Here is an 18,101-nt window from a genome sequence, read left to right as displayed (position 1 = left end):
ACCCATTGGTTACCCGACTTTCGTGTAATGCGCAAGACAGCCCTTCACTGGGCTGTCTGCAAGTCATTCAAACAGATGAATTTAGAAAATGCGCTCTAAACCCCGCAGGCCTTGCGCTAGAGCATGAGCTTGACCACAGATTCGGCTGGGTCGCGGGATTTGCCGGCCTTGTGCAACTCGTCGAGGTATTCTGCCCACAGTTGTTCCTGGCGCAGGCACAGTTGCTCAAGGTATTCCCAAGTGAACAAGCCGCTGTCATGGCCGTCGTCGAAGGTCAGTTTCAGTGCATATTGGCCGGCAGGTTCCAAGCCACTGAGGCCGACGTTGATCTTGCCGAACTGCAGGATGGGGTTGCCGTGGCCCTGGACCTCGGCGGAGGGAGAGTGCACGCGCAGGAATTCGGCGGGCAGGTGGTAGACCTCGCCGGGTGCGTAGGTGAGGCTGAGGGTCTTGGAGGCTTTGTGCAGGTTGATGGCGGTAGGCAGGCGGGCCATGGGCAGAATCTCTCGGGAGCTGATGAAGCACAGCTTCCAGCTTATGGGGGAGGGATTCAAGGGCCTCTTCGCGGGCAAGCCCGCCCCTGCACGGATCACCACAGGCCCAAGGGATGGGGTGACATGTGCAGGAGCGGGCTTGCCCGCGAAACTGTCGAAACCGGTCTTACAGGATGTAACGCGACAGGTCTTCGTTCTGTGCCAGCTCACCCAGGTGGCTGTTCACATACGCCGCGTCGATCTGGATCGGCGCTTCGTCATGGGTGCTGGCCAGGTCGCCCGCACTGAACGACACCTCTTCGAGCAAACGCTCGAGCAGGGTGTGCAGGCGGCGGGCACCGATGTTTTCGGTCTTCTCGTTGACCTGGTAGGCAATCTCGGCCAGGCGCTTGATGCCGTCGGCGAGGAACTCGATGTTCAGGCCTTCGGTCTTCAGCAATGCCTGGTACTGCTCGGTCAGCGACGCGTGCGGCTCCTGCAGAATGCGCTCGAAGTCTTCCGGGGTCAGTGCCTTGAGCTCGACACGAATCGGCAGACGGCCTTGCAGCTCGGGCACCAGGTCGCTCGGCTTGCTCAGGTGGAATGCACCCGAGGCAATGAACAGAATGTGGTCGGTCTTGACCATGCCCAGCTTGGTGTTGACGGTGCAGCCTTCGATCAGCGGCAGCAGGTCGCGCTGTACGCCTTCACGGGACACGTCGGCGCCGCCAACGTTGCCACGCTTGGCAACCTTGTCGATTTCATCGATGAACACGATACCGTGCTGTTCGACTGCTTCCAGGGCCTTGGCCTTGAGCTCATCCTCGTTGACCAGGCGGCTCGCTTCTTCATCGCGAACCATCTTCAGCGCTTCTTTCACCTTCAGCTTGCGCGCTTTGCGTTTGCCCTTGCCCATGTTGGCAAACAGGCTCTGCAGCTGGTTGGTCATTTCTTCCATGCCAGGCGGCGCAGCAATTTCGACACCGACGGCATCGGCCACTTCGATCTCGATTTCCTTGTCGTCCAGCTGGCCTTCGCGCAGGCGCTTGCGGAATAGCTGGCGAGTATTGGAGTCGCTGCTGGTCTGTGCGGCTTCTTCGCTGAAGCTGGTGACGCGTGCCTGGGGCAGCAGGGCGTCGAGGATGCGGTCTTCGGCGGCGTCTTCGGCGCGGTGGCGCACGCGGATGATTTCCTGCTCGCGCAGCATCTTCAGCGCGGCATCGGCCAGGTCACGGATGATCGACTCGACGTCGCGGCCCACGTAGCCCACTTCGGTGAACTTGGTGGCCTCGACCTTGAGGAACGGCGCGTTGGCCAGTTTGGCCAGCCGGCGGGCGATTTCGGTCTTGCCGACGCCGGTAGGGCCGATCATCAGGATGTTCTTGGGGGTGACTTCGGCACGCAGCTCGGCAGGGAGCTGCATGCGCCGCCAGCGGTTGCGCAGGGCAATGGCCACGGCGCGCTTGGCGTCGTCCTGGCCGATGATGTGGCGGTTGAGTTCGTGGACGATCTCGCGGGGGGTCATGGACATGATCAATACGGTCCTTGGGCAGGTGAGTCAGCGTGGAAAAGCCCCTTCACCGGGAAGGGGCGCCAGAACAGCTGAATCAGTCGGCCAGGTCCTGCTCCTCGATGGTCAGGTTGTGGTTGGTGAACACGCAGATGTCGCCGGCGATGTTCAGGGCGGTCTCGGCGATTTCGCGGGCCGAGAGGTCGGTCTTGTTCAGCAGGGCACGGGCTGCGGCCTGGGCATAGGCGCCGCCGGACCCCATGGCGATCAGGCCATCTTCGGGTTCGACCACGTCACCGTTACCGGTGATGATCAGGGATGCATCCTTGTTGGCCACGGCCAGCATGGCTTCCAGGCGGCTCAGGGAGCGGTCGGTACGCCATTCCTTGGCCAGCTCGACGGCGGCGCGTACCAGGTGGCCCTGGTGTTTTTCCAGCTGACCTTCAAAGCGCTCGAACAGGGTGAAGGCGTCGGCAGTGGCGCCGGCGAAGCCCGCGATGACCTGGCCGTGGTACAGGCGGCGCACCTTCTTGGCGTTGCCTTTCATCACGGTGTTGCCGAGGGATACCTGGCCGTCGCCGCCCATGACGACTTTGCCGTTACGGCGGACAGAAACGATTGTGGTCAAGGGGAGAGTCTCCACGCAGCGGGGCGAAAGTGCCTGATGCAGACTCATATGGGGGTGGGGGGAAGGATTTCAACCGGGGGGGATGAATGGTCGCGCTTGGCGGGGGGGACTATGTGAAGGCATTCGCGGGCATGCCCGCTCCCACAGGGTTACCACATGCCTTGGAATTGTGGTGATCCTGTGGGGGCGGGCGTGCCCGCTAAGCATGGTACTCAGGCCTCGTGGCAGATGTGCCCATCGACCAAGGTATAACGCACCGCGCCCGGCAGGCAGTGGCCGATGAACGGGCAGTTCTCGCCACGGGAGAACCATTGTTCGCCAGCAACGGTGGACGCTTGCGGGTCGAACAGCACCAGGTCGGCCGCGCCACCCACTTTCAGCTCACCGGCCGGCAGGCGCAGGGCGGCAGCCGGGCCGCTGCTCAGGCGGGCCAGCAAGGTCGGCAGGTCGAGCAGGCCGTCCTGCACCAGGGTCATGGCCAGTGGCAGCAGTAACTCGACGCTGCTGATACCCGGCTCGGTGGCGCCGAACGGGGCCAGCTTGGCGTCGCGCTCGTGCGGCTGGTGGTGGCTGGAGATGGCCTGGATCACCCCCGACTTCACCGCCTCGCGCAATCCGTCACGGTCGGCAGCGGTGCGCAGCGGCGGCTGCACGTGGTACAGGCTGGAGAACTCGCGCAGCGACTCGTCCGTGAGGATCAGCTGGTACAGCGCTACATCGGCGGTTACCGGCAGGCCCAAGGCCTGGGCCTGGGCGATCAGCCGCGCGCCACGGGCGCTGGTGATCTGGCTGAAGTGCGCACGCACGCCGCTCTGTTCCACCAGCAGCAGGTTGCGCGCCAGGGCCACGGTTTCGGCGCTCTCCGGGATGCCCGGCAGGCCGAGGAAGCTGGCCATGGCACCTTCGTGGGCCAGGCCGCCCTGGGCCAGGTCGCGGTCCTGGGAGTGGAACACCACCGTCAGGTCGAAGGTGGCGGCATACTCCAGGGCGCGGGCCAGGGTACGGTTGTTGGGGATTTCCTTCAGGCCGTTGCCAAACGCTACGCAACCGGTGTCACGCAGGGCCACCAGTTCGGCCAGTTGCTCGCCCTCCAGGCCCTTGGTCAGGGCGCCGACCGGGTAGACCTTGCTGTTGGCGGCTTCACGGGCGCGGTCAAGAATAAGTTCGGCTACCGCCGAGGTGTCCAGCACCGGCTTGGTCTGTGGCGGGCAGCACAGGCTGGTGACACCGCCGGCAACGGCAGCGCGGGTTTCACTGGCGATGTTGCCTTTGCGGCTGTAACCCGGCTCGCGCAGGGACACGCCCAGGTCGACCAGGCCGGGCGCAGCGACCAGGCCATCAGCCTGGATCGTGCGGCTGGCGCTGAAACCGGCCGGTGCGGCGCCGATGGCGACAATGCGGCCGCCGTCCAGGTGCAGGTCGGTGACCTGGTCCAGGCCGCTGTTGGGGTCGATGACCCGGGCGCCGAGAATACTGATGGTCACTGGGCGTTCTCCTGGTCCAATTGACGTTGCGCGTTCTGCCCGCTCATGGCCATGGACAGCACGGCCATGCGCACGGCGATACCGTAGGTGACCTGGTTGAGGATCACCGAGTGCTTGCCATCGGCAACCGCCGACTCGATTTCCACGCCACGGTTGATCGGGCCCGGGTGCATGACGATGGCGTCAGGCTTGGCCCCGGCCAGGCGGGCGGTCGTCAGGCCGAACAGGCGGTAGAACTCACCTTCGCTGGGCAGCAGGCCACCGGCCATGCGCTCACGCTGCAGGCGCAGCATGATCACCACGTCGACGTCTTTCAGGCCTTCGGCGAGGTCGGTGTAGACCTTTACGCCGTACTGCTCGATACCGATCGGGATCAGGGTTTTCGGCCCGATCACGCGGATGTCCGGGCAACCCAGCGCTTTGAGCGCGAGCATGTCGGAACGGGCCACACGCGAGTGCAGGATGTCGCCGACGATCGCCACGGACAGGTTTTCGAAGCTGCCTTTGTGACGGCGGATGGTGAGCATGTCGAGCATGCCCTGGGTGGGGTGCGCGTGGCGGCCGTCACCGCCATTGATCACGGCCACTTCCGGGCACACGTGCTCGGCAATGAAGTGCGCGGCGCCGGAGTCGGAGTGGCGTACGACGAACATGTCGGCGGCCATGGCTTCGAGGTTGCGCAGGGTGTCGAACAGGGTTTCGCCCTTGCTGGTCGAGGAGGTCGACACGTTCAGGCTGATCACGTCGGCCGACAGGCGCTGGGCTGCCAGTTCGAAGGTGGTACGGGTACGGGTCGAGTTCTCGAAGAACACGTTGCACACAGTCTTGCCGCGCAGCAACGGGACTTTTTTCACAGCCCGGGCACCGACTTCCAGGAAGGAGTCGGCGGTGTCGAGGATCTCGGTGAGCAGTTCGCGGGGCAAACCGTCAAGCGAGAGGAAGTGGCGCAGCTGGCCCTGATCATTGAGCTGCAGCGGGCGCTTGGCGTCGATTGGCGTCATCGCGGGGGACTCTTAAAGGGCGGAAGCGGAGGCGAGGTCCTGGCGCTCGAGGGCGAGCGGTGCGGGTCCGGTCAATTTTACCCGTTCATGGGCGCCCAGCGACAGGGTGGCGCCGAGCACGTTCGGGCGAATCGGCAGTTCGCCGGCATCCAGGTCCAGCAGGCAGACCAGGGTGACGCTGGCCGGGCGGCCGTAATCGAACAGTTCGTTGAGCGCCGCGCGGATGGTGCGACCGCTCATCAGCACGTCATCCACCAGCACCAGGTGCTGGCCTTCGACCTCGAACGGCAACTCGGACGGGCGCACTTGTGGGTGCAGGCCGTTCTGGCTGAAGTCGTCGCGGTAGAACGACACGTCCAGGGTGCCCATTGGGCTGGTGTCGCCCATGGCATCCTGCAGGGCCTGGGCAACCCAGACGCCGCCGGTGCGGATACCGATGTAACGGGGCTCGGTGATTGCCCGGCGCGTCAGGTGGGCACGAAGGTCGACAGCCATCTGCCGGATCAGCTCGGCGGGATTGGGTAGGCTCATTGCGGGCTCCTCGGAAGGGTGCGCCGGGTGGGCCCGGCGGCAAAGATGATCAGGTATTGGCCTCCAGCCAGCCTTGCAGCAACAAGGCGGCGGCAATGGCATCGACCGGGTTGTCGCGGTAGCTGCCACGCTGGCCGCCACGGGCCATGCGCTCGCCTTTGGCCTCGAAGGTGGTCAGGCGCTCGTCGTGCGTGTGCACGGGCAGGTTGAAGCGGCCGTTCAGGCGGCGGGCGAACTTTTCGGCGCGGGCGCTCATTTCGCTGGGTGTGCCGTCCATGTTCAGCGGCAGGCCGACGACAATGGCATCTGGCTTCCATTCGGCAATCAGCTTTTCCACCTGGGCCCAGTCCGGTACGCCGTTCTGCGCCTTCAGGGTGCACAGTTCGCGGGCCTGGCCGGTAATCACCTGGCCGACGGCCACGCCGATCTGTTTGCTGCCATAGTCGAAGCCCAGCAGCAGGCGTAGATCAGCCATCAGGCGTGGCCCGCCTGGCTGGTCAGCAGGTGCAGGTTGATCCCCAGGCTGGCGGCCGCAGCCTCAAGGCGCAGGTCGCTGGCCATGCCGAAGACGATTTCCGGGTCGAACGGGCAGTTCAGCCAGGCGTTGTCGGCCAGTTCCGCTTCCAGTTGGCCCGCTTCCCAACCGGCATAGCCCAAGGTGATCAGGCTCTGTTTCGGGCCCACACCGGCGGCGATAGCCAGCAATATGTCCTGTGACGTGGTCAGCGACAGCCCTTCCAGCGCCACGCTGGCCTGGAAACTGCACTCGCTGCTGTGCAGCACGAAGCCGCGGTCGGTTTGTACCGGGCCGCCCTGGTAGATCGGCACCTGCAAGGTGCTGGCCGGCGGCGTTTCGTCCGGGCGCAGTTGCTCGAGGATGTCGGCCAGGCTCAGTTCCTGTGGTCGGTTGACCACCAGGCCCATGGCGCCATGCTCATTGTGCTCGACGATATACGTGAGGGTCTGGGCGAAGTTCGGATCGGCCATGTGCGGCATGGCGATCAGGAACTGGTGCTTGAGGTAGCTGGGTGCGAGGGTTTTCATGGGGGATAGTGTGGCGCCAGGTGGCGAGACTGACAAGATGCGGATTTGTGTCGTCTGGTTGGCGCTTGTCGTGAGGTTTTTGGCGCCTTTGAAATCGAGCGCCGCCCGCGCGGCGCATCGCGAGCAAGCTCGCTCCTACATTTGTTTCGGGCCAGTCACGCCTGTGTTGCCGGCGCGCGGCCGCCTTGTTTGTACCCTTCGATATCGAGCCTTGCGCCAAGTCGGTCGCGCGCGATGGGCACAGGATTCATTGGCCCGAAACAAATGTAGGAGCGAGCTTGCTCGCGATGCGCCGCGCGGGCGGCGCTCGATATCCGCGCTAGCCCACCCCGAAAGCCCTACACCAAGGCTAAACTCAGTTACTGGACAAACGGTCCCCACGGGCAAAGCGCCAGGTGCGGATGATCTCCAGCCGGTCGAACTCGGCCAGATCCCCGGTAAACGGTGCAAACGGCGCGGCCAGCCGCACGATGCGTTGCGCCGCCTGGTCCAGCACGGGCTGCCCGGATGATTCCAGTACCAGCACCTCGTACAGCGAGCCATCGCGGTTGATCGACACCATCATGCGCAAGTTGCCGTAGATCTGCTGTCGGCGTGCTTCGTCGGGGTAGTTGAGGTTACCCACGCGCTCGACCTTCTTGCGCCACTCTTCCTTGTACCAGGCGCCCTTGTCGCGCATGGTCGACGCGGCGTTCAGGCGATGGATGCGCGGGCGCTTGGCGTACATCTGCTGCTCGTTGGACAGCTCCGCCTCCAGGCTGGCGATCTGGCTGGACAGCTGCGAGCTGTCGAAGTCCGGCGCCGGCGCGGCTGGCTTGGGCTGCGCCTTGCTTTCCTTGGGTTTGGGCTCGACCTTGTGCGGCTTGGGCGCCGTCGTCACCACTGCCGACTTTTTCGGGGGAGGGGGTGGGACCACCTCGGGCCTGGCCGCAGGCGGTGGGGTGATCTTGTTGATCTTGCTGTCCTGGAACGGCGCCAGCTCGGTGGTCTTGGGCACCGCTTTCTTGTCCAGGGTGCCGCTGCCTTGCTGGTTGTCCTGGGCCTGGAAGTCAGCCTTCTCGGGCGGTTTCTCGCTCTTGAAGGTGGCCAGGGTGATGTCCATGGTGTGGCGGATTTCGGCAGGCTTGACCACGGTGAAGCCGACGCCAAGGATCAGCGCCAGGTGCACCAGCGCAGCCAGGAACAGGGTGAAGCCAAGCCGGTCCGCAGGGCGAACACGGGGAGGCAGCAGGTCGGCAGGGACGTCAGCGGGGTGCGTCATCAGGTATCCAGCAACCGCAGGGCGGGGCAGCAGCTCAGTCGAATAGGACCGGCATCATACCCCACTCTACGGCTTTACTTCGCGTTGGCTGTCAGCGTGCCTTTAGCTTGCGATCAATGGCATCCATCAGCTTGCCACCGATATCGGTGTTGTAGGCGGCATCGATTTCGCGGATACAGGTGGGGCTGGTGACGTTGATTTCGGTGAGGTAGTCGCCGATCACGTCCAGGCCAACGAACAGCAGGCCCTTCTCGCGCAGCGTCGGGCCGACCTGAGCGGCGATCCAGCGGTCGCGCTCGGTCAGTGGGCGGGCTTCGCCACGCCCGCCTGCGGCCAGGTTGCCACGGGTTTCGCCGCTGGCCGGAATGCGTGCCAGGCAATAGTCCACTGGCTCGCCATCGATCATCAGGATGCGCTTGTCGCCGTCCTTGATTGCCGGCAGGTAAGCCTGCGCCATGATCTGCTGGGTGCCCAGTGCGGTCAGGGTTTCCAGGATCACCGACAGGTTGGGGTCGCCAGCCCGGTGACGGAAGATCGACGTACCGCCCATGCCATCCAGTGGCTTGAGGATCACGTCGGCATGCTTGGCGGTGAATTCGCGAATGATGTCCGGGCGGCGGCTGACCAGGGTCGGGGTGGTGCATTGCGGGAACAGCGTGGCGAACATCTTCTCGTTGCAGTCGCGCAGGCTTTGTGGGCGGTTTACCACCAGTACGCCGTCGTTCTCGGCTTGTTCCAGCAGGTAAGTGCTGTAGACGAACTCCATGTCGAAGGGCGGGTCCTTGCGCATCAGGATCACGTCCAGCTCGGCCAGCGGGCTGTCCTGCTCCTCGCCCAGTTCGAACCAGCGTGCAGGGTCGGCAAACACCTTCAGCGGGCGCATGCGGGCGCGGGCCTTGCCTTCGCCCTGATACAGGTCTTGCTGTTCCATGTAGAACAGGCTCCAGCCGCGTGCCTGGGCGGCCAGCAGCATGGCCAGCGAGCTGTCCTTCTTGTAGGAGATGGACGCGATGGGGTCCATCACAATGCCGAGGCGAACGCTCATGGGTGGTCCTCTTGGCGGCAGGTGGCCGCGGTGGATCGAAAGAAAAGTGGCTCAGGGTGGCGCCGCGAACGCCGACGGTCAAGGGGCGCGGCAGATGGAATGGCCACCCGGAGTATGCTAAAAATGCAGCTGCAAGCCTTGAGCTACAAGCCTCAAGAAAAGAGCATCCATGCGCCGAGCTGCTTTCTTGCAGCTTGCCGCTTGCAACTTGCGGCTTCAATCCTACTGGTAGGCGTCTATGGAACAACCCCTGAAGGTGATGGTGATCGACGATTCCCGCACGATCCGCCGCACCGCGCAGATGTTGCTCGGTGAAGCGGGCTGCGAGGTGATCACCGCCAGCGATGGCTTCGATGCCCTGGCCAAGATCGTCGACCATCAGCCCAGTATCATTTTCGTCGATGTGCTGATGCCACGCCTGGACGGCTACCAGACCTGCGCGGTAATCAAGCACAACAGTGCCTTCAAGGACACCCCGGTTATCCTGCTGTCGTCCCGCGATGGCCTGTTCGACAAGGCCCGCGGGCGGGTGGTCGGTTCCGATCAGTTCCTGACCAAACCGTTCAGCAAGGAAGAACTGCTCGACGCGATCCGCGCCCATGTGCCCGGGTTTGCCGCACCTCAACAACACGCACCCTGACCGAGCCCCGCCATGGCGCGGTCCTACTTTCCTGATGGGGAAACAGCATGGCCCGAGTTCTGATTGTCGACGACTCGCCGACAGAGATGTACAGATTGACCGAATGGCTGGAAAAGCACGGCTACCAGGTGCTCAAGGCCAGCAACGGTGCCGACGGCGTGGCCCTGGCCCGGCAGGACAAGCCCGACGCGGTGCTGATGGACATCGTCATGCCTGGCATGAACGGCTTCCAGGCCACCCGCCAGCTCAGCAAGGACCCGGACACCAGCGCTATTCCAGTGATCGTGGTAACCACCAAGGACCAGGAAACCGACCGTATCTGGGCCACGCGCCAGGGTGCCCGTGACTTCCTGACCAAACCGGTGGAAGAGGAGGCGCTGATCGCCAAGCTCAAAGAAGTGCTGGGGGCTTGACCACCCGCCCGCAAGGCGCGTCGCTGACCGCCTTTGAGTTGTTGCTGGACATCGACCGGCGCTGTCGCCTGCTGGTTGCCGACCAGCCGCCGCAGGACAACCGCGTGCAGCAGTGGAGCGGCATTGGCTTTCGCATTGCCGGGCAGTGGTTCGTCGCGCCCATGGGCGAAGTGGCCGAGGTGCTGCGCGAGCCGCGCAGTAGCCGCGTTCCCGGCGTGCAGCCGTGGGTGTGCGGGGTGGCCAACCTGCGTGGCCGGCTGTTGCCGGTGATGGACCTGAGCTGCTTCTTCGGCCTTGGCCACGCCGCACCGGGCAAGCAGCGGCGAGTGCTGGTGCTGGATCACGACGACCTGTTCGTCGGTTTGCTGGTCGACGAGGTGCTGGGCCTTCAGCACTTTGCCCTCGACAGCCTGCAGCTGTCGCCGCCGCAGCCGCTGATCCCTGCCGCTGCACGCTTTGTGCAGGGGTATTTTCCGCGTGAACGTAACTGGGCGATCTTCAGCCCCTTTGCCCTGGCCCAGGCGCCGGGCTTTCTCGATGTGGCGTTATAGGACCTGCGAACGTGAACAAGCCTGCCACCCCCGTCACTGCCACCACCGTGAGCCCACGTACCCGCAGCATCGCGCAGATCACCGTGCTGTTCCTGATCCTGATCCTTTCGATCATCTTGCTGTTCGCCAACTTTGCTTACCTGAATACCCAATCCAACTACGACAAGCAGTACATCGGCCATGCCGGCGAGCTGCGCGTGCTGTCGCAGCGTATCGCCAAGAACGCCACCGAGGCGGCCACCGGCAAGGCCCTGGCCTTCAAGCTGCTGTCGGATGCGCGCAATGACTTCGAACGACGCTGGGGTTACCTGCGCCAGGGTGACAAGTCCACTGGCCTGCCGCCTGCGCCACCTGCGGTGCGTGACGAGATGGAATCGGTACGCCGCGACTGGGAAAACCTGCGCAAGAACACCGACATCATCCTGGCCAGCGAGCAGACCGTGCTGTCGCTGCACCAGGTGGCAGCGACCCTGGCCGAGACCGTGCCGCAGCTGCAGGTGGAATACGAAAAAGTGGTCGAGATCCTGCTGCAGAGCGGTGCCCCAGCCAATCAGGTTGCGGTGGCCCAGCGCCAGCTGTTGCTGGCCGAACGCATCCTTGGCTCGGTCAACACCGTGCTGGCCGGTGACGACAGCGCCGCCCAGGCGGCCGACGCCTTCGGCCGTGACGCCGGGCGCTTTGGCCAGGTGCTGGAGGGCATGATCAATGGCAATGCGACAATCCAGGTCACCCGCGTCGAGGACGCCGACGCGCGTGCGCGGCTGGCCGAAATCGCCGAGTTGTTCCAGTTCGTTGCCGGTTCGGTGGATGAAATCCTCGAAACCTCGCCCGAACTGTTCCGTGTTCGAGAGGCCGCGGGCAACATCTTCAGCCTTTCGCAAACCCTGCTCGACGAAGCGTCGCACCTGGCGAACGGTTTCGAGAACCTGGCTGGCGGGCGCACCCTCGACACCGTTGGCGGCTATGTCCTGGGGCTGCTGGCGCTGGCCTCGATCATCCTCATCGGCCTGGTCATGGTGCGCACCACCAACCGCCAACTGCGCGAGACCGCAGAAAAGAACGAACGCAACCAGCAGGCCATCATGCGCCTGCTCGACGAAATCGAAGAGCTGGCAGATGGCGACCTGACGGTGACCGTATCGGTGACTGAAGACTTCACCGGTGCCATTGCCGACTCGATCAACTATTCCGTGGACCAGTTGCGCGACCTGGTCGCCACCATCAACCACAGTGCAGTGCAGGTCGCCGCCGCCGTGCAGGACACGCAGAACACTGCGCGGCAACTGGCCAAGGCCTCCGAGCACCAGGCTGCACAGATCAGCGAGGCCTCCGAGGCGGTGGGTGACATGGTCGAGTCGATCGACCGGGTTTCGGCGCATGCCTACGAATCGGCCAAGGTGGCCGAGCGTTCGGTGGCCATTGCCAACAAGGGCAACGAGGTGGTGCACAACACCATCAACGGCATGGACAACATTCGCGAGCAGATCCAGGACACCGCCAAGCGGATCAAGCGTCTGGGCGAGTCCTCACAGGAAATCGGCGACATCGTCAGCCTGATCGACGACATTGCCGACCAGACCAACATCCTCGCCCTGAACGCCGCCATCCAGGCCTCGCTGGCCGGTGAGGCCGGCCGCGGCTTTGCCGTGGTTGCCGACGAGGTGCAGCGCCTGGCCGAACGCTCATCGTCTGCCACCCGCCAGATCGAGGCGCTGGTGCGTACCATTCAGGCCGATACCAACGAAGCGGTGATCTCCATGGAGCAGACCACCGCCGAAGTGGTGCGTGGCGCACGCCTGGCCCAGGATGCCGGGGTGGCGCTGGCCGAGATCGAAGGGGTGTCGCAGAACCTCGCCGACCTTATCCACAGCATCTCCGACGCTGCCCAGTTGCAGACCTCGTCGGCCGGGCAGATCTCCCACACCATGGCGGTGATCCAGCAGATTACCGCGCAAACCTCTGCCGGCTCCGGTGCCACTGCCGACAGCATCCGCCACTTGGCCCGCATGGCCAGCGAGATGCGCCGTTCGGTGTCCGGTTTCACCCTGCCACCCCCTACCGAGCCGCGTTGAGGAATAGTGACCATGGCTTCTGCAGTAAGCCCCGAGCGTCACGAAACAGTGGCGCTGGCCTGGACCAAGGCCGCCATCCTCGATTGCCTGGGCCAGGCACGGCAGGCGCTGGAGCGCTTTGCCGGCGAGACGGGAGACCTGTCGATGATGGCTTTCGTGGTCGACAACCTGCACCAGGTGCACGGCTGCCTGCGCATGCTCGAACTGCGAGGCGCCACGCGCCTGGCGGAGGAGCTGGAGCTGTTTGCCAGGGCGTTGGCCGACGGCCAGGTCAGCCCCCGGGGTGATTGCCTGGGTGCATTGTTCCGCGGCCTGGAGCAGTTGCCCTCGTACCTGGAGCGGTTGCGCGGTGCTCGCCATGACCTGCCACTGGTGATGCTGCCGTTGCTCAACCAGCTGCGCGCCTGCCGGGGGGAGGAACCGCTGGCTCAGGCCAGCCTGATGACCGGCGCCGCCCAACGCTTCGCGGGTGACGATGACCTTGCCAACCTCGACCTGTCGCTGGGCAACTGGCGTGACCAACTGCAGGCCGGGTCGGGGCGCGATGCGCTGCGTTCGGTGGTGACTGCACTGTGCGATGACTTGATGCGCATCAAGGAGCGCCTGGACCAGTTCGGGCGCGGCGACCGTCAGCACCGCGAACAGCTCGATGCGCTGTTGGCGCCGTTGCGCCACGTGGCTGACACCCTGGCGGTACTGGGCTTTCAGCAACCGCGGCGGGTGATCATCGACCAGGTGCTGGCGTTGCAGGCATTGGCTCAGGGCGAGCGGGCGGTGGACGACGCGGTGTTGATGGATGTGGCGGGGGCTCTGTTGTACGTGGAAGCCTCCCTGAACGGCATGGTCGGCCCTTTGGAGGAAAACGGCCAAGGCAGCCTGCCGGGCTCGGACCTGGCCGAGATACGCCAGCTGGTGCTGAATGAATCGCTGAACGTGTTGCAGCAGGCCAAGGATCTGATCGGCGATTACCTGGAGTCCGACTGGCCCCGGCAACGCCTGCAGCCCTTGCCGGGGCTGTTGCAGCAGATCCGCGGGGCATTGGCCATGTTGATGCTGCCCGCCGTGGCCGAGCTGTTTGTCGGCTGCGCAAGCTATGTGCAGCGTTGGTTGCAGCACCTGGAGGAAGAGCCGCCGATTGATGAGCTGACGCACTTGGCCGAGGCACTGAGCGCTGCCGAATGCTATCTGCAATGGCGGGCGGCAGACCCGCTGGCCGATGGCCAACCCTTTATCGAGATGGCACGGGCCAGCCTGGCGGCGCTGGGTGTGCAGTGCGTGGTGGTCGGGGCCAGCCCAGACCAGGACGGCAATGGCGATGGCATCGATGATGAGCTTCGCCAAGTGTTCCTTGACGAGGCGGGCGAACTGCTGCCGGAAATCGAGCGCCACTGGCTGCGCTGGCGTGCCGACAACCAGCAGCGCGAGGCACTGGGTGAAGTGCGTCGCGCGCTGCATACACTCAAAGGCAGCGGCCGCATGGTCCATGCCGAGGCGGTGGCTGAACTGGCCTGGGGCGCCGAGCACCTGCTGAACCGGGTGCTCGAGGGCCGCAGCGTGCTCAGCCCGGAAGGGGTTGTAGCGCTGCAGCAGGTGTTCGTTCACCTGCCTGACCTGCTGGCCGACTTTGCCGCCGGCCAGTTGCCGCAACTGACTGAAATCGAGCAATTGGCCGGGCATCTGCACAGCCTGGCCGAAAACGATGCCCCGGCGGCTGCCGGTGTCGATGGCCTCGATCCGCAGTTGCTGGGCATTTTTCGCAGCGAGGCGCAGGGCCATCTGGCCAGCCTTGAGGTTTATCTGCAAAGCACCGGCGGCCACGACACGCCGGTCAGCGATGACTTGCAGCGTGCCTTGCACACACTCAAAGGCAGTGCCGCCATGGCCGGTGTGATGCCGGTGGCCGAACTGGCCACTGCCTTCGACCGCCTGGCCCGTGAGTACAAGGGCCATCAACTGCCACTGCAAATGGCCGAAATGGAATGGCTGGAGGCTGCGCGGTCGTTGTTCCATCTGGGCTTGGCGCAACTCGATAGCACGCCCCTGGCCGCCATCCCCGGTGCCGCGGAACTGATCGAGCAGGTTGGCCAGGCCGTGGACCGCCGCCTGGCCAGCCTGCATGAAGACCCGCACCATGCCGGCCGCAGCAAGCGTGATCCGCAGTTGGTCGCCAGCTTCCTGGCCCAGGCCATGGACATCCTGCTCGATGCAGAGACGTTGTTGTCGCGCTGGCAGCAACAGCCCGGCCAGCGTGACGCTCTGGATAACCTGCTCGACCAGATGACCACCCTGGGGCACGCTGCGCACCTGGCCGACCTGTGGCAGATGGATGACGTGTGCGAGGCGTTGCTGGACCTGTATGGCGCTGTGGAGGAGGGCAGCCTGCCTGCCGATGCCCGCTTCTTCAGCCAGGCGCAGCGGGCCCATGAAGCCTTGCTGGACATGCTGGACGAAGTGGCGGCCGGGCAGGATATTCCACCGCGCCCGGAGCTGGTCGACCGCCTGCGCAACCTGCTGGACCAGGCCCTGGCGCCAGATGCCACCGGCCTGGTGGGCATCGATACGGTCACACCACTGCACCCGGACATGGACCTGTCCGATACCTTGGGGTTGCCACGCCCGCCGTTGCAGCCGCAGGTGGCCGAGCCGCTTGCCGAGGAGCCGGAAAGCCCCGGCGAAGAGCTGCTGGAAGTGTTCCTGGAAGAAAGCTCGGACATCGTCGAGAGCGCCGCGGCGGCCCTGGCGCGCTGGCAGGCCGACCCGCGCAGCAGCGTCGAGGTGGACAACCTGATGCGCGACCTGCACACCCTCAAGGGCGTGGCGCGCATGGTCGAAATTACCCCGATCGGCGACCTGGCCCACGAACTGGAGTTCCTCTATGAGCTGTTGGCTGCGGGTAGATTGCCGCCAAGCGCGCCACTGTTCGCACTGCTGCAGAACTGCCACGACCGGCTGGCGCATATGCTTGACGCTGTGCGCCTGGGGCAGCCGCTGCATGCCGCTACAGCGCTGATCGACTACATTCGCAACTTCAGTAGCGCCGCACTGACAGACAGTGCCGCGGGCCAGGGGCCGCCAGAAGCTGCCACCGCCGAAATACCGGCAGCAGCGCCAGAGCGGGCACCGGGTGACATGGTCAAGGTCGACGCCGAGCTGCTCGACGACCTGGGTAACCTGGCAGGCGAGCACTCGATCATCCGGGGGCGCATCGAGCAACAGGTCAACGACGCGCAGTTCGCCCTCAACGAGATGGAGACCACACTCGAGCGCATGCGTGATCAGTTGCTGCGTCTGGATGTCGAGACCCAGGGGCGAATCTCCAGCCGGCAGCAGTTCGAAGGCGATGCCTATGACGACTTCGACCCGCTGGAAATGGACCGCCACTCCCAGCTGCAGCAGCTGTCACGGGCCCTCTTCGAGTCTGCCTCGGACCTGCTCGACCTGAAGGAGACCCTGGCTCAGCGCGCTCAGGAGGCCTACAGCCTGCTGCAACAGCAGGCGCGGGTGAACAGCCAGTTGCAGGAGGGCCTGACGGCCACCCTGATGGTGCCGTTCGAGCGCCTGGTGCCGCGCTTGCAGCGCGTGGTGCGGCAGGTGGCCAGCGAGTTGGGCAAGCAGGTGGAACTGGTGGTTGGCAATGCCGAGGGCGAACTGGACCGCAGCGTGCTGGAACGTATGGTGGCGCCGCTGGAGCATATGCTGCGCAACGCCGTTGACCACGGCCTGGAAAGCCGCGCAATGCGCCTGGCCGCCGGCAAGCCGGAGCAGGGCACCATTCACCTGAATTTGCTGCATGAGGGCGCCGATATCGTCATCGAAATGACGGATGATGGTGCCGGCGTGCCCCTGGAGGCGGTGCGGCGCAAGGCCATCAAGCGCGGCCTGCTGGACCCGCAGGCGCAGTTGAGTGACCACGAGATCCTGCAGTTCATCCTGCGGCCAGGCTTTTCCACCGCCGAAAAGATCACCCAGATTTCCGGGCGCGGGCTGGGCATGGATGTGGTGCACGAGGAGGTCAAGCAACTGGGTGGCTCGATGAGTATCGAGTCGGCGCAGGGCAAGGGGGCGCGTTTCCTGATCCGCCTGCCGTTCACCGTGTCGATCAACCGTGCGCTGATGGTGCACCTGGGCGAAGAGCAATACGCCATTCCGCTCAATACCATCGAGGGCATCGTCCGCGTGCCACCTGCCGAGCTTGCGGCGTGCTACCAGCTGGACTCGCCGCGCTATGTCTATGCCGGCCACGAATACGAGCTGCGCTACCTGGGCGAGTTGCTGCAAGGCCTGCCGCGCCCCGCGCTGCTGGGGCAGAGCGTGCCGTTGCCGGTGCTGCTGGTGCATTCCAAGGAGCAGTCGTTCGCCATCCAGGCCGACAGCCTGTCGCCCAGCCGCGAGATCGTGGTGAAAAGCCTGGGGCCGCAGTTTGCCGCGGTTGCCGGGTTATCGGGGGCGACACTGCTGGGCGATGGCCGGGTGGTGCTGATTCTTGACCTGCTGGGCCAGCTGCGCGGCCAGCAGCGACGGCTGGCCCGCTTGCCTGGTGGCGGTAGCCAACGCCAGTTGCTTGGCCCGGCGCCGCGCCGTGCCTTGCTGGTGATGGTGGTGGACGATTCGGTAACCGTACGCAAGGTAACCAGCCGCCTGCTGGAGCGCCACGGCATGAGCGTGCTTACGGCCAAGGATGGTGTAGATGCCATGGCCCTGCTGGAAGAGCACCGGCCCGACGTGTTGTTGCTGGACATCGAAATGCCGCGCATGGACGGCTTCGAGGTGGCCACACGCATCCGCCGTGACGCACGGCTGAAAGACTTGCCGATCATCATGATCACCTCGCGTACCGGGCAGAAGCACCGGGACCGCGCCATGGTCATCGGCGTCAACGAATACCTGGGCAAGCCGTACCAGGAATCGCTGCTGTTGCAGAGCATCGCCCATTGGAGCCAGGCCCATGCTTGAACTGATTTCCGGCCAGCGCAGCAGCCTGACCGGGCTGTTGCTGCCGTTGGGCGACCGCACGCTGGTGTTGCCCAACGTGGCGGTGGCCGAGTTGAGCGGGCAGCGTAACCTGGTGTGCCAGCATGGCGACCCCGCCTGGCACCTGGGGTGGATCGACTGGCGTCAGCAACGCCTGCCGTTGATCGGTTTCGAGGCCGCGTGCGGTGGTGAGACGCCGTGCGGCGAGCGGGCTCGCGTGGTGGTGCTCAATGCGTTGGGCGATACCGGTTTGCGCTACCTGGCGCTGTTGCTGCAGGACATTCCGCGCTCGTGCAAGCTCGACAGCCAGCTGAACTACGTGGATGTGGCGCTGGGCAGGTTGGAGCTGGCAGCGGTGCAGGTGGGTGAGCAGGTGGCGCGGGTACCGGACCTGGTCGCATTGGAAAGGCTGGTGCGTGACGCGGATCTGCAACCTGACCTTGGTTAGGATGTGAGGCGCAGGGCCTGGTGGTCTGG

General features: G+C 64.8%; 16 protein-coding genes. 6 read left to right on the top strand and 10 right to left on the bottom strand.

Annotated elements, in window-relative coordinates:
* Positions 1-116: 116 nt before the first annotated feature.
* From ACF8O8_RS07060 to gshB, 10 genes are all read right to left on the bottom strand, one after another.
* Positions 117-494, bottom strand: coding sequence for a gamma-butyrobetaine hydroxylase-like domain-containing protein (locus tag ACF8O8_RS07060; protein WP_003249306.1), 378 nt, complete (start codon positions 492-494; stop codon positions 117-119).
* A 166-nt stretch (positions 495-660) separates the two neighbouring features.
* Positions 661-2,004: an ATP-dependent protease ATPase subunit HslU gene (hslU, locus tag ACF8O8_RS07055; RefSeq protein ID WP_119713224.1), complete on the bottom strand. Its 1,344-nt coding sequence runs from the start codon at positions 2,002-2,004 to the stop codon at positions 661-663.
* 76 nt (positions 2,005-2,080) lie between these two features.
* A complete protein-coding gene (gene hslV, locus ACF8O8_RS07050; RefSeq protein WP_003249309.1) occupies positions 2,081-2,611 on the bottom strand; it encodes an ATP-dependent protease subunit HslV in 531 nt (176 codons plus the stop codon).
* Between the two features lie 212 nt (positions 2,612-2,823).
* Positions 2,824-4,095, bottom strand: a complete 1,272-nt coding sequence (locus ACF8O8_RS07045) for a dihydroorotase (RefSeq protein WP_010955564.1) — start codon at positions 4,093-4,095, stop codon at positions 2,824-2,826.
* Positions 4,092-5,096, bottom strand: coding sequence for an aspartate carbamoyltransferase catalytic subunit (locus tag ACF8O8_RS07040; protein WP_003249311.1), 1,005 nt, complete (start codon positions 5,094-5,096; stop codon positions 4,092-4,094). Before ACF8O8_RS07040 ends, ACF8O8_RS07045 begins: the two co-directional genes overlap by 4 nt.
* Before the next feature lie 12 nt (positions 5,097-5,108).
* On the bottom strand, positions 5,109-5,627 hold the full coding sequence (pyrR, locus tag ACF8O8_RS07035) for a bifunctional pyr operon transcriptional regulator/uracil phosphoribosyltransferase PyrR (protein WP_392509438.1): 519 nt from the start codon (positions 5,625-5,627) through the stop codon (positions 5,109-5,111).
* 49 nt (positions 5,628-5,676) lie between these two features.
* Positions 5,677-6,102, bottom strand: coding sequence for a Holliday junction resolvase RuvX (ruvX, locus tag ACF8O8_RS07030; protein WP_010955563.1), 426 nt, complete (start codon positions 6,100-6,102; stop codon positions 5,677-5,679).
* Positions 6,102-6,671, bottom strand: a complete 570-nt coding sequence (locus ACF8O8_RS07025) for a YqgE/AlgH family protein (RefSeq protein WP_003249318.1) — start codon at positions 6,669-6,671, stop codon at positions 6,102-6,104. The genes ruvX and ACF8O8_RS07025 overlap by 1 nt, the downstream gene beginning before the upstream one ends.
* Before the next feature lie 355 nt (positions 6,672-7,026).
* Positions 7,027-7,932, bottom strand: coding sequence for an energy transducer TonB (locus tag ACF8O8_RS07020; RefSeq protein WP_014592660.1), 906 nt, complete (start codon positions 7,930-7,932; stop codon positions 7,027-7,029).
* A gap of 91 nt (positions 7,933-8,023) precedes the next feature.
* The gene (gene gshB, locus ACF8O8_RS07015) at positions 8,024-8,977 is read right to left on the bottom strand and encodes a glutathione synthase (RefSeq protein ID WP_010955561.1); all 954 of its coding nucleotides are present in this window, start codon (positions 8,975-8,977) and stop codon (positions 8,024-8,026) included.
* Between the two features lie 238 nt (positions 8,978-9,215).
* Here gshB and ACF8O8_RS07010 point away from each other — a divergent pair, with 238 nt between their 5' ends.
* The 6 genes from ACF8O8_RS07010 to ACF8O8_RS06985 are packed head-to-tail and all read left to right on the top strand — an operon-like array spanning position 9,216 to position 18,072.
* Positions 9,216-9,617: a PleD family two-component system response regulator gene (locus ACF8O8_RS07010; protein WP_010955560.1), complete on the top strand. Its 402-nt coding sequence runs from the start codon at positions 9,216-9,218 to the stop codon at positions 9,615-9,617.
* A gap of 47 nt (positions 9,618-9,664) precedes the next feature.
* A complete protein-coding gene (gene pilH / locus ACF8O8_RS07005; RefSeq protein ID WP_003249327.1) occupies positions 9,665-10,030 on the top strand; it encodes a twitching motility response regulator PilH in 366 nt (121 codons plus the stop codon).
* Complete coding sequence (locus tag ACF8O8_RS07000; RefSeq protein WP_010955559.1) at positions 10,027-10,581, top strand: chemotaxis protein CheW; 555 nt, start codon at positions 10,027-10,029, stop codon at positions 10,579-10,581. Before pilH ends, ACF8O8_RS07000 begins: the two co-directional genes overlap by 4 nt.
* A gap of 47 nt (positions 10,582-10,628) precedes the next feature.
* Complete coding sequence (locus ACF8O8_RS06995; RefSeq protein WP_232014163.1) at positions 10,629-12,653, top strand: methyl-accepting chemotaxis protein; 2,025 nt, start codon at positions 10,629-10,631, stop codon at positions 12,651-12,653.
* A gap of 12 nt (positions 12,654-12,665) precedes the next feature.
* Positions 12,666-17,606 (top strand): Hpt domain-containing protein, encoded by a 4,941-nt coding sequence (locus tag ACF8O8_RS06990; RefSeq protein ID WP_392509437.1) that lies wholly within the window; start codon positions 12,666-12,668, stop codon positions 17,604-17,606.
* The gene (locus ACF8O8_RS06985) at positions 17,599-18,072 is read left to right on the top strand and encodes a chemotaxis protein CheW (RefSeq protein ID WP_003249336.1); all 474 of its coding nucleotides are present in this window, start codon (positions 17,599-17,601) and stop codon (positions 18,070-18,072) included. Before ACF8O8_RS06990 ends, ACF8O8_RS06985 begins: the two co-directional genes overlap by 8 nt.
* Positions 18,073-18,101 lie beyond the last annotated feature (29 nt).

The sequence above is a fragment of the Pseudomonas sp. TYF_14 genome (assembly GCF_043105275.1).
Taxonomy (GTDB): Bacteria; Pseudomonadota; Gammaproteobacteria; order Pseudomonadales; family Pseudomonadaceae; genus Aquipseudomonas; species Aquipseudomonas alloputida.
The sequence above is the reverse complement of the archived record's forward strand: the minus strand, read 5'-3'. Positions and strand labels throughout refer to the sequence as shown.

What these genes read in the sequence shown, in the direction of transcription:
- ACF8O8_RS07060 (WP_003249306.1), bottom strand. Translation starts at nt 494, where the DNA reads ATGGCCCGCCTGCCTACCGCCATCAACCTGCACAAAGCCTCCAAGACC.
- hslU (WP_119713224.1), bottom strand. Translation starts at nt 2,004, where the DNA reads ATGTCCATGACCCCCCGCGAGATCGTCCACGAACTCAACCGCCACATC.
- ACF8O8_RS07040 (WP_003249311.1), bottom strand. Translation starts at nt 5,096, where the DNA reads ATGACGCCAATCGACGCCAAGCGCCCGCTGCAGCTCAATGATCAGGGC.
- pyrR (WP_392509438.1), bottom strand. Translation starts at nt 5,627, where the DNA reads ATGAGCCTACCCAATCCCGCCGAGCTGATCCGGCAGATGGCTGTCGAC.
- ruvX (WP_010955563.1), bottom strand. Translation starts at nt 6,102, where the DNA reads ATGGCTGATCTACGCCTGCTGCTGGGCTTCGACTATGGCAGCAAACAG.
- ACF8O8_RS07025 (WP_003249318.1), bottom strand. Translation starts at nt 6,671, where the DNA reads ATGAAAACCCTCGCACCCAGCTACCTCAAGCACCAGTTCCTGATCGCC.
- ACF8O8_RS07020 (WP_014592660.1), bottom strand. Translation starts at nt 7,932, where the DNA reads ATGACGCACCCCGCTGACGTCCCTGCCGACCTGCTGCCTCCCCGTGTT.
- gshB (WP_010955561.1), bottom strand. Translation starts at nt 8,977, where the DNA reads ATGAGCGTTCGCCTCGGCATTGTGATGGACCCCATCGCGTCCATCTCC.
- ACF8O8_RS07010 (WP_010955560.1), top strand. Translation starts at nt 9,216, where the DNA reads ATGGAACAACCCCTGAAGGTGATGGTGATCGACGATTCCCGCACGATC.
- pilH (WP_003249327.1), top strand. Translation starts at nt 9,665, where the DNA reads ATGGCCCGAGTTCTGATTGTCGACGACTCGCCGACAGAGATGTACAGA.
- ACF8O8_RS06990 (WP_392509437.1), top strand. Translation starts at nt 12,666, where the DNA reads ATGGCTTCTGCAGTAAGCCCCGAGCGTCACGAAACAGTGGCGCTGGCC.
- ACF8O8_RS06985 (WP_003249336.1), top strand. Translation starts at nt 17,599, where the DNA reads ATGCTTGAACTGATTTCCGGCCAGCGCAGCAGCCTGACCGGGCTGTTG.